Raw genomic sequence first — 10,654 nt, forward strand, 5'->3', positions numbered from 1 at the left:
GGGTACTTCCTCGGTGCAGCCATGACCCTCATCCTTCCCAGGAACGAGAGCCTCCGTCAGACCCGGGGCGAGACACCTACGACGCCTGGCACGACGCGCGCGAAGACCCGGAGTTTGAGGCCGAGCAGCCGTGGGTGCGCTACGTCGCCGCCGAGATGCTCCGGCACCTGGCTTACGCGCGCACGGACTCGACTTGGGATCGCAAGAACCTGAATGGGATCGCGCGAGACCTGGGAGGGCGGGCCTACGCCCAGTCGGACGAGACCACCCTGCAGACGCTCGCCATGGAGGCCGCGCGCCGTGGTCGGAAGCTGACCCGACAACATCGACCGTACGCGGTCGATGGACCAGCGCTGGAGTTCGCGCTAGCCGGCTTCGATCCAGACGTGGCCTTCATGTCGCACCAGTTCCTGGCAGCGACCGCCGCTGCCGTCGAGCCGCTGAGCGGCACCGACCCGCTGGCAGAGCGAGCGACGGACGCTGCCGTCATCCTGGTCCAGCTCGGCTACGAGCTCGGCCAGTGGGAGTTCATGAGCGACGAGTTCCCGCCGGGTTGGGACCGTCGCCAGGTTGGTGATGTCCGCTAGGACAGACCGCAGCACCCCCGGTCACGGGCCTGGCGATCGGCCGTCCGGTGCGAGGACAGTGGACGGAAGGAAGAGGTCGGTCGTGGCGCGCGCGGATGTGCCACGCTCCGCGCATGACCTTGTCGTCCCACACTCTCTGGGCGGAGTGGAAGCGCATCACCCGCTTCCTGAACAGCACGCAGATCGCGCTCGCCCGCGAACGACTGCTGTGGGAGTCACTCGAACTGGACCGCGCAGCGGATACCCGGCTCCACGTGCCCGCCGAAAAAGGCGAGTACGTAGTTCGCCTGGACGAACACCTTGACTCGTTGGGGACCCTCACGACTCTTCACGCGGCAGTGCTGATCCAGAGCTATGCCGTTGCCGAAGCCGCCGCCTGCGACCGGCTCGGGCGCGACCAGAGGGCAGCTGGAGGGATCGAAGACTGGGGTCAGGCGCTGCTAGCGGCGAACGGCCAGAGCTGGGCTCAAGTCCACGGGGGCCTTGCAGGAGCAGTCGAGGTTGCCGTTGCCAGGAACGCGTACGCCCACGCGGCCCACCTTGTCGACGCGAGGGCTGAGGCTCGGCTCACGACGGCCGGTTCGGCCCGATGGACTGCGGGCGCTCGCGTAGAGCTGCAACTCACAGACGTCATCGAGTTCCGTGCTCGGATCCGGTCGCTGCTCCGCTACGGCGGGTTCCACCAGCCGAGCCCACCGGCAAGCCCCTCAGCATGGACGTGCCCGGCAGGGCTGGTGACCGCCAGTCGTACATAAAGTACCCGGGGCCGATTCTCAAACTATCTTGCATCTCGACAACAAACAGCGGAATGAGGTCCTACATCTGCATGTCGACGAAGCGCGAGTAGTGACCCTGGAACGCGACGGTGATCGTGTCTGTCGGGCCGTTACGGTGCTTGGCGACGATGAGGTCGGCCTCGCCGGCGCGCGGCGACTCCTTCTCGTAGGCGTCCTCGCGGTGCAGCAGGATCACCATGTCGGCGTCCTGCTCGATGCTGTTGTGGACAGCGATGCCGTTGGCGATGAAGTTGTGGGTGCCGACCACCGTCGCGTCGAAGACCTGCTGCGCGCCCATCGGCTCGATCGCGACGACCTCGTCCCAGAGCAGGTCGTTGACGGCGTCGACCTGCAGGTCCGCGCGGTCCAGCACGTCGACCACCTGGGCCAGCGGCGCGCGTCCGTCGTTCACGACGCGCGCGGCAGCGGCCGTCAGGACCGTACGAACCTGGTCCCACAGAGCCACTGGCTCAGCCGATGCACCGACGTCGCGCACCCGCACCCGTCGCAGCAGCTCGGCCGCGGAGCCGGCCTGACGGCCGTCGACACCGATCTCCTGGAGGAGCCGGCGCAGGTCGTCCTTCTCGAGGACGTCCAGCACCATCCCGTCCGTCGACGCACTGACCCGGGTCGAGATACCGAACCGCAGCAGCAGCCGGCTCACCCCGTCGAGGACACGGCGACCCGTGGCGGGCAGGGACACCCGACCGGTCGCACCGTCGAGCACGACACGTCCGTTGTTCGTCAGCAGGGTCCGCACGAACAGCGCGATCTGCTGCTTCGGGAGGTGGAAGACGGAGGCCGGAAGCGTCTCACCCAGCTGTTCCCACACCTCGTCGTCCCAGACCGTCGCCCCGGGTGCAGTGCGTCCGGCGATCATGCGCGCCAGCATCGTCACGTCGCGGTCGTCCCACTCCACGCTCCGCTCGGGCCCGGGCACGTGTCGCGGGACACCCACACGCGACCCGACCTCGAGCTCACCCAGCGCCGTCCAGCCCTCATAGGTGAGGAACGGGTGGTTTGCCGTGGCGGTCACCTCCTTGCCGGAGGCGAGCCGGAGCCGATACACCGGCTTCACCCCGGTGGGGAAGACGTGCGTGAGGTGCCGTCGCACGTACTGCAGCCGGTCGTCCAGCGCCCAGATCGGGACGTCCTTGTGCCCCAGCGCGAACATCTCGCCGAGCGTGATCTCAGCGCCGGTGTCGGCGCGCAGGACGCGCGTGTCCTCGGTGAGGCAGCCCGACTCACGCAGGTCGCTCATCGCCGGCCGCTTGTCCGTGCGCTGCTCGGGGCCACGGTTCAGCTGCGAGATCGCGATGACGGGGACCTCGAGCTCCTTGGCGAGCAGCTTCAGCGCACGCGAGAACTCCGAGACCTCCTGCTGGCGCGACTCGACACGCTTGCCGGACGTCATGAGCTGGAGGTAGTCGATGACGACGAGCTTGAGGTCGTGCCGCTGCTTCAGGCGCCGGCACTTGGCGCGGATCTCCATCAGCGACATGTTCGGCGAGTCGTCGATGAACAGCGGGGCCTCGGAGACGCGGCCCATGGTCGCCGCGATCTTCGCCCAGTCCTCCTCGCCCATCGCGCCCGTGCGCAGCTTCTGCAGGTGCACGCGCGCCTCGGCCGAGAGCAGACGCATCGTGATCTCGTTGCGGCTCATCTCGAGCGAGAACACGACGGCCGCCATGTTGTGCTTGATGGCCGCCGACCGGACGATGTCGATGCCGACCGTCGAGTTGTGCGTCGGGATCATCGCCTCGCCGGCCAGGTACAGGTGCGACGGGTGCGAGATCTGGACGCAGCGCACCGGCACCGAGTCGATGGCCTCGACCGCGACGACGTACCGCTGGTGCAGGCGCGGCGTCGCACGGCGGCGGCGCTCCTTGTGGACGAGCTTCTTGCGCTCCAGCCCGAACACGTCGTCGTCGGTCGTGAACGTGATCGTGAAGCACGTCGACGACGCTGCCGACCGGCCACGGACCGGCTTCTCGGACCAGCCCGTGCGGTACCCCAGCGAGTGCACGAGCTCGCGCACGTCGCGCGCCAGCCGCTCGTCGGTGACGGCGAACTGCACCGAGCCGGTCGGGTTCACCGTCCCGTCGGTATCCAGCAGACCCGCGAGCAGGTCGCGCCGCTGCGCCTCTCTCGCCCGCAGGTACTCCGCGGGGATGTGCTTGCGACCCAGCACCCCGATGGTCCGCAGCCGCCCCTGCACCGTGCCGAGCCGGTCGTGGCAGTCCTGGCACCGCACCAGGCCCGTCGTCTCGACCCCGCAGTCGGGGCACGTCGGGGCCGGCACCGGACCGGACAGCGTCTTCACCTTGCCGCCGCACGACCGACCGCACGTCCGCACCTGCGAGCGGGCGGGGACGAACTCGATGCCGCAGACCTCGCACGCGCGAGGCGCGGTCTCCTGCTGCGGGAGCCGGACGGTGTAGAGGTCGGCCCGGCCCTCGCGGCCGCTGGCGCGGACCTCGTAGCCCCGCCCCTCGATCCGCATCGCGATCTCCGGATCGGCGCTGGTGAACCGCGCCGCCGCGGAGTGCCCGTCGCCGAGCCACACGCCCAGCAGGTACGGGTCGACGAGCAGGTCCCGCTCGGGCAGGCGCAGCGCGTCGGCCGTCGGGACGGAGTGGTTGGCTCGCGCGTCCGCCGTCGCGCACCGCACCGTCGCAGCCAGCTCCTCGGTGGTGCGCACCTGTCCGTCGGCGCCCACCCGCCGCTCCGCCCGCGTCCGCGTGAACCACTGGTGCTGCGCGTCGGCGACGATCGTCGACCCGTCGTCGAAGGTCAGGCGGTAGCAGGGCCGGTCGACCATGACCTCGGTGGCGGCGACGACGCGCGTGACGGTGCCGTCGGCGGCGAGAAGCGCGTCGCCGGCCTGGACCTCCCCCATCGTCGTCCACCCCGTGGGGGTCGGCAGTGGCGTGTCGAGCGCGAGGGCCTTGCCGATGGCCGGGCGCGCGGCGATGACGATCATCTGCCCCGGGTGCAGGCCGTTCGTCAGCCGGTCGAGGTCCGCGAACCCCGTCGGCACGCCGATCATGCCCTCGCCGCGGTGGCCGGCCGCCTCGATCTCGTCGACCGTGCCGCCGATGATCTCCGACAGCGGCAGGTAGTCCTCCGACGCGCGCCGCTCGGTGACGGCGTAGACCTCGGCCTGCGCGTTGTTGACGAGCTCGTCGACGTCGCCGCCGTCGGTCGCGTAGCCGAGCTGGACGATGCGCGTGCCCGCCTCGACGAGCTTGCGCAGGATCGAGCGCTCGCGCACGATCCGCGCGTAGTAGCCGGCGTTCGCGGCCGTCGGCACGCCGGCGATGAGGGTGTGCAGGTACGGCGCGCCGCCGATGCGGGCGATCTCGCCGCGCTTGGTCAGCTCGTCGGAGACGGTGATGGCGTCCGCCGGCTCGCCGCGGCCGTACAGGTCGATGATCGCGTCGTAGATGACCTCGTGCGCCGGCCGGTAGAAGTCGGTGCCGCGGACCTGCTCGATGACGTCGGCGATCGCGTCCTTGCTGATCATCATGCCGCCGAGCACCGACCGCTCCGCGTCGAGGTCCTGCGGCGGCGTGCGGTCGAAGCCGCCGCCCCTGCTGCCGCTCTCCGCCGGCGGCGCGCCGAACTCGAGGTCCTCGATGGTCACCTGTCACCCACTCTTCGCTCGTCCCACCCGGTCGAACGCCTGTTCTACACGGAGCCGCTGACAGTGACCGCTGCCGGGAGCCGAGCTCCGCGGGCGCGACGGTCCGCACCTGTCCTGCGGAGAGTAGGCGCCGCCGTGGGCAGCCCCAAACGAGTGTGTGCACACACCGGTGGACAGCCTGTGGACGACGTGAGGACGCCTGTGTGCACAGGATGGGGACGAAGCTGTGGACAACGCAGATCACAGTGCCCCGACCCCCTGTTCACCGGCACTTACGCTGTGCACGTGCTGTGGAACCACATCCGTTCGCCTGAGGTCCACCTGGCGGACGCATGACCCGGCACCCGGACGCCCCGCCGCCCTCTCCGGCGCCCGACGACCTGCCCGCGTCGCCCGGTCGCGCGCCGCGCTCCCCCGGCGTCGACCGGCAGATCGTCGCCCTCGCCGTCCCCGCCCTCGGCGCGCTCGTCGCCGAGCCGCTGTTCGTCCTCGTCGACTCCGCGGTCGTCGGTCACCTCGGCACGGACGCCCTCGCGGGCCTCGCCCTCGCGTCCACGGTCCTCGTGACGCTCGTCGGCCTGTGCGTCTTCCTGGCCTACGCGACGACGGCGGCGGTCGCCCGCCGGCTCGGCGCCGGCGACGCGCGCGGGGCCATGCAGACGGGCGTCGACGGGCTCTGGCTCGGTGCGGGCCTCGGCGCCCTGCTGGCGGCCGCGGCGTGGCTGCTCGCACCGTGGCTCGTCGCGGCGCTCGGCGCCGACGGCGGCGTCGCGGAGCAGGCCGTGGCGTACCTGCGGTGGTCCACCCCCGGCCTGCCGGGGATGCTCCTCGTCCTCGCCGCGACCGGCGCGCTGCGCGGGCTGCAGGACACCCGCACGCCGCTCGTCGTCGCCGCGTCGGGCGCCGTCGCCAACGCGGTCCTCAACGTCGTGCTCGTGTACGGCGCGGGCATGGGCATCGCCGGCTCGGGTCTCGGCACGGCGGTCGCGCAGCTGGGGATGGCCGTCGCGCTCGTGGTCGTCGTCGTCCGCGGCGCCCGGCGCGTCGGCGCGGAGCTGCGTCCCGCGGCCGGCGGCATCCTCGCCAACGCGCGCGCGGGCGTCCCGCTGCTCGTGCGCACCGCGACGCTGCGCCTCGCGATCCTGCTCACCGTCTGGGTCGCGACCGGCCTCGGCGCCACCGCCCTCGCGGGTCACCAGGTCGTCAACGCCGTCTGGGGGCTCACCGCGTTCGCCCTCGACGCCCTCGCCATCGCCGCGCAGGCGCTCGTCGGCCACGCGCTCGGCGCCGCCGACGTCCCGCGCACGCGGGCCGTCCTGCGTCGCACGCTGCAGTGGGGCGTCGCCGCGGGCGCGGTGCTCGGCGTCCTCGTCGGCGCGCTCGCCCCCGCCTACGTCCGCCTGTTCACCGCCGACCCGGACGTGCGCCGGGCGGCCGTCGCCGGCCTCGTCGTCGCCGCCGTGGCGCTCCCGCTGGCCGGCTGGGTGTTCGTGCTCGACGGCGTCCTCATCGGCGCCGGTGACGGGCCCTTCCTGGCGTGGGCGGGCGTCGCCACCCTCGTCGCCTACGTGCCCGCCGCACTCGCCGTGCACGCGTGGGCGCCGCCCGTCGCCGCCGCGCTCGCGTGGCTGTGGGCGGCGTTCGCGGTGCTCTTCATGGGCGCCCGCGCGATGACGACCGGCTGGCGCGCCCGCGGCACGGCGTGGATGGTGACGGGGGTCTGAGTCGATCGGTCGACGCCACGTCCCGCAGGACGAGTCGTGTGAGGGGACGTGCGCGGCGGCCGGAGGTCCGGGGTCCGTCAGCCACGCGCGCAGGTGCGGCGACCGTCGCGACGGCGTCAGTCGCCTCCGCCGCCACCACCGCCGTCGCCGCCCCCGCCGCCGTCGCTCCCGCCCCCGTGGCCGCCGTCACCCGCACTGTCGTGCCCGTCACCGCGGCCGTGCCCTCCGGCGCCCGTTCCCGCGTCGCCGCCGTACGTGCCGCCGCCGTCCCCGCGCGCACCGCCCCGCCGGCGGCGTGCAGCCCCGTCGGCGCCGTCGCCCGACGCCTGCGCCTGCGACATCCACCCGATGCTCATCCCGAGGAAGACGAGGCCGATCACGAGGAACGGCAGACCGACACCGTCATCGAGCTGCGTCACGCCCACCGTGAAGAACACGATGCCGACGGGCAGGAACGCCGCGCCCTGCGCGACCTTCTTCTGCTTCTCCTCGGCCGGGCCGTCGAGCTCCGCGCTCTCGGGCGCCGCGCTCTCGGCCTCCGCGCCGGCCTGGGGCGCCGGCCGGTCCTGCTCGCTCATCGGGTGCTCCGTCCTCGTCCGGTGGGCCGTCGTGCACGCGGCCCTGGCGCGAGGTCAGGCCCGGCGAGCACCGGTGCGGCACCGTCCCGCGGCCGATCCGCACCCTCCCCCTCGGGACGGAGACGCCGCCGGGAACGACGAGGCCCCGCCCCGGACGGACCGGGACGGGGCCTCGTGCGACCTCGAGGAGGTCAGGTGCTGCTGATCAGGCGCCGACGACCCGGACGGTCACCGTCGCGGCGACCTCGGGGTGCAGGCGGACCTGCACCTTGTACTCGCCGAGCGACTTGATCGCCTGCGAGACCTCGATCTTGCGCTTGTCGACGGCGGGGGCGCCGGCGGCCTTGATGGCCTCGGCGATCTCCGCGGTCGTGACCGCGCCGAACAGGCGGCCGGACTCGCCGGACTTCGCCGTCACCGTGACGGGGTTCGCCTGCAGCGAGTCCCGGACGGCCTTGGCGTCGTCGAGCGACGCGATCTCGCGGGCCTTGCGGGCCTTGCGGATCGCGGCGACGTCCTTCTCGGCACCCTTGGTCCACGGCGTGGCCAGGTTGCGCGGGACGAGGTAGTTACGGGCGTACCCGTCCTTCACCTCGACGACGTCGCCGGGGGCACCGAGACCGGTGACCTCGTGGGTCAGGATGATCTTCGCCATGAGTCTCCCCTTCCTCAGCGCGCCGACGACGAGTACGGCAGCAGGGCCATCTCGCGGGCGTTCTTGACGGCACGCGCGATCGCGCGCTGCTCCTGGACCGACACGCCGGTGACGCGACGGGCGCGGATCTTGCCGCGGTCGGAGATGAACTTGCGGAGCAGAGCCGTGTCCTTGTAGTCGACCGTGTCGATCTTGGCGGCCTTCAGGGGGTTCTGCTTCTTCTTGGGCTTGCGGACGACGGGCTTGGCCATCGTGGTGCTCCTTGTCTGTGGAGCCCCGAGCGTTGCCGTGCTCGGGGATGTGAGTCTTCAGGGGGTGCGAGTGCCGATCAGAACGGGGGCTCGTCCGAGTAGCCGCCGCCGGACGACCCACCCGCGGGCGTCGCCCACGGGTCGTCGGCCTGGCCGGCGGAGGACGACTGGCCGCCCCCGTAACCGCCGCCGCCACTGCCGCCGCCGAACCCACCGCCGCCACCGCCACCGAAGCCGCCGCCACCGCCGGACCGCTGGGTCCGGGTGACCTTGGCCGTGGCGTAGCGCAGCGACGGGCCGACCTCGTCGACCTGCAGCTCGTAGACGGTGCGCTTCTCGCCCTCGCGGGTCTCGTAGGACCGCTGGGTGAGGCGCCCCGTCACGATGACGCGGGTGCCTTTGGTGAGGGACTCGGCGACGGACTCGGCCGCCTCCCGCCAGATCGAGCAGCGGAGGAACAGCGTCTCGCCGTCCTTCCACTCGTTGCTCTGGCGGTCGAACGTGCGCGGGGTGGACGCGACGGTGAAGTTCGCGACCGCGGCCCCGGACGGGGTGAAGCGCAGCTCCGGGTCCCCGGTCAGGTTCCCGATCACCGTGATGGTGGTCTCACCGGCCATGGCGGCCTCCTCGCTCGTTCCGACGGATCGACTGCGGCTGTGCCGCACGGGTGGGGTGCTGCCCGGACGTTAGCGCCGGGCACCCACACGCGGGGCTCAGACCTCGCGGCGCAGGACCTTGGTGCGCAGGACGACCTCGTTGAGGCCGAGCTGGCGGTCGAGCTCCTTGGCGGTCGCGGGCGACGCGGTGAAGTCGACGACGGCGTAGATGCCCTCGGCCTTCTTCTTGATGTCGTACGCGAGGCGACGACGGCCCCACACGTCCACCTTGTCGACGGTGCCACCCTCGGTCTTGACGACCGTCAGGTACTTGTCGAGCGACGGGGCGACGGTGCGCTCCTCGATCTCGGGGTCGAGGATGATCATGATCTCGTACTGACGCAGGCTCATACCCACCTCCTCTGGTCTTCGCGGTCACGGTCGGTCCGTGACAGGAGGGTCTCGTGCGTCTGCGTGCCCCTGCCCCGAGGTCGGGGTGGGGGCGCGCGGAACCGTCCGTGACGGACGGCAGCGGCCCAGCCTACCGGGTCGTGGACGCAGGACCTACCACGCCTGCGTCACGCCCCGGCGGCCGGGGTCAGCCGCCCTGGCCGCCCGGGGCCGGCTGCCCCGCGCCGGCGGTCTCCGTCGGCTGGGGCTGGGGCTGCTGCGTCTGCGTGGGCTGGGGCGTCGGCTGCGGCGGCGGGCCGCTCGAGACGACGATCGTCACGGTGGACCCCACCCCGACGGTCGCGCCCTCGCCCGGCTCCGCGCGGATGACGCGCCCCGCCGGGACGCTCGTCGACCGCTCGGACGTCACGCTGGGCACCAGGTTCGCCGCGAGCACGGCGCCGCTGGCGTCCGCCTCGGTGCGCCCCACGAGCCCGCCGGGCACCTGGACCTCGGTCGGCGCCTCCTCGGTCGGCTCCGGCGCGGCGGTCTCCGTCGGCGTCGCCGTGGCCGTCGCCGTGGGCTTGCGGCCCACGTTCGCACGGGCCGGGAACTCCTGGACCTCGGTGTACTCGGGCTGCGCGAACACCTTCTCCATGTAGGACGCCCACAGGGCCGACGGGTACGACCCGCCGGTGACCTCGCGGACGCCGCCCCACGGCGTGATGGTGACGAGCGACTTGTCGTCGTCGGCGAGCTGCGACAGCGAGACGGCGGTCGCGAGCTGCGGCACGTAGCCGACGAACCACGCCGACTTGTTCTCCGAGGACGTGCCGGTCTTGCCGGCGATCGGGCGGCCGAGCGGCTTCACGTTGCGCTCCGCCGACCCGCGCTCGACGACCTGCGTCATCGCGTAGGTCGCGTCGGCCATCACCTCGGGCCGGAACGCCTGGTCGCCGGTGGTGTCCGGCGTGTAGGCGACGGAGTCGTCCGTGTTGAGGACCGTCTGCACGATGTGCGGCGCGCGGTGCACGCCCTGCGCGGCGAACGTCGCGTACGCGCCCGCCATGTCGAGCGGGTGCACCGCGTCGGCGCCGAGCACGTTGGACGGCTCGAGCGTCGGCTCGGTCGTGATGCCGGCCTTCTTCGCGACCTCGGCCGTCGACTGCGGCCCGACCTCGAGGTTGAGCTGCGCGTAGACCGTGTTCACCGAGTCGGCGGTGGCCGCGGCCAGGTCGATGCGCCCGAAGTCCTGGTTGCCGAAGTTGCGGACGTCGACCTCGCCGCCGCCCCACGCGTCGAAGCGCTGCGGCGACCGGCCGTCGTACGCCGTCCCGAGGCCGATGCCCTTCTCGAGCCCGGCGACGAGCGTGAACGGCTTGAACGTCGAGCCGGCCTGGATGAGGTCGAACGTGGCGGTGTTGCGGGAGTCCGCGAGGTAGTCCGGCCCG

At 72.3% G+C, this 10,654-nt stretch carries 10 protein-coding genes; 3 read left to right on the top strand and 7 right to left on the bottom strand.

Annotated features, from left to right (window positions below; genetic code table 11):
• The coding region (locus AB6N23_RS14820) for a hypothetical protein (protein WP_412866782.1) at positions 1-587 on the top strand (587 nt) is incomplete at its 5' end.
• A 113-nt stretch (positions 588-700) separates the two neighbouring features.
• On the top strand, positions 701-1,342 hold the full coding sequence (locus tag AB6N23_RS14825; RefSeq protein WP_412866783.1) for a hypothetical protein: 642 nt from the start codon (positions 701-703) through the stop codon (positions 1,340-1,342).
• 61 nt (positions 1,343-1,403) lie between these two features.
• On the opposite strand, the gene dnaB is transcribed toward AB6N23_RS14825, so the two are convergent.
• Positions 1,404-5,009 (bottom strand): replicative DNA helicase, encoded by a 3,606-nt coding sequence (dnaB, locus tag AB6N23_RS14830; RefSeq protein ID WP_412866784.1) that lies wholly within the window; start codon positions 5,007-5,009, stop codon positions 1,404-1,406.
• 332 nt (positions 5,010-5,341) lie between these two features.
• Here dnaB and AB6N23_RS14835 point away from each other — a divergent pair, with 332 nt between their 5' ends.
• Positions 5,342-6,733 carry an MATE family efflux transporter gene (locus AB6N23_RS14835; RefSeq protein WP_412866785.1) on the top strand — a complete coding sequence of 464 codons (1,392 nt, stop codon included), beginning with the start codon at positions 5,342-5,344 and terminating at the stop codon, positions 6,731-6,733.
• Between the two features lie 116 nt (positions 6,734-6,849).
• On the opposite strand, the gene AB6N23_RS14840 is transcribed toward AB6N23_RS14835, so the two are convergent.
• The 6 genes from AB6N23_RS14840 to AB6N23_RS14865 all read right to left on the bottom strand — a co-directional run.
• The gene (locus AB6N23_RS14840; protein ID WP_412866786.1) at positions 6,850-7,311 is read right to left on the bottom strand and encodes a hypothetical protein; all 462 of its coding nucleotides are present in this window, start codon (positions 7,309-7,311) and stop codon (positions 6,850-6,852) included.
• Between the two features lie 205 nt (positions 7,312-7,516).
• A complete protein-coding gene (gene rplI / locus AB6N23_RS14845; protein WP_378200584.1) occupies positions 7,517-7,966 on the bottom strand; it encodes a 50S ribosomal protein L9 in 450 nt (149 codons plus the stop codon).
• A 14-nt stretch (positions 7,967-7,980) separates the two neighbouring features.
• Positions 7,981-8,217 (bottom strand): 30S ribosomal protein S18, encoded by a 237-nt coding sequence (rpsR, locus tag AB6N23_RS14850; RefSeq protein WP_378200587.1) that lies wholly within the window; start codon positions 8,215-8,217, stop codon positions 7,981-7,983.
• 77 nt (positions 8,218-8,294) lie between these two features.
• Positions 8,295-8,834, bottom strand: coding sequence for a single-stranded DNA-binding protein (locus AB6N23_RS14855; protein WP_412866787.1), 540 nt, complete (start codon positions 8,832-8,834; stop codon positions 8,295-8,297).
• Positions 8,835-8,930: 96 nt separating this feature from the next.
• Complete coding sequence (rpsF, locus tag AB6N23_RS14860) at positions 8,931-9,224, bottom strand: 30S ribosomal protein S6 (protein WP_378200593.1); 294 nt, start codon at positions 9,222-9,224, stop codon at positions 8,931-8,933.
• A gap of 187 nt (positions 9,225-9,411) precedes the next feature.
• On the bottom strand, positions 9,412-10,654 hold a 1,243-nt coding region (locus tag AB6N23_RS14865), incomplete at its 5' end, for a penicillin-binding transpeptidase domain-containing protein (protein WP_412866788.1).

This window comes from Cellulomonas pasadenensis (genome assembly GCF_047229365.1).
Lineage (GTDB): Bacteria > Actinomycetota > Actinomycetes > Actinomycetales > Cellulomonadaceae > Cellulomonas.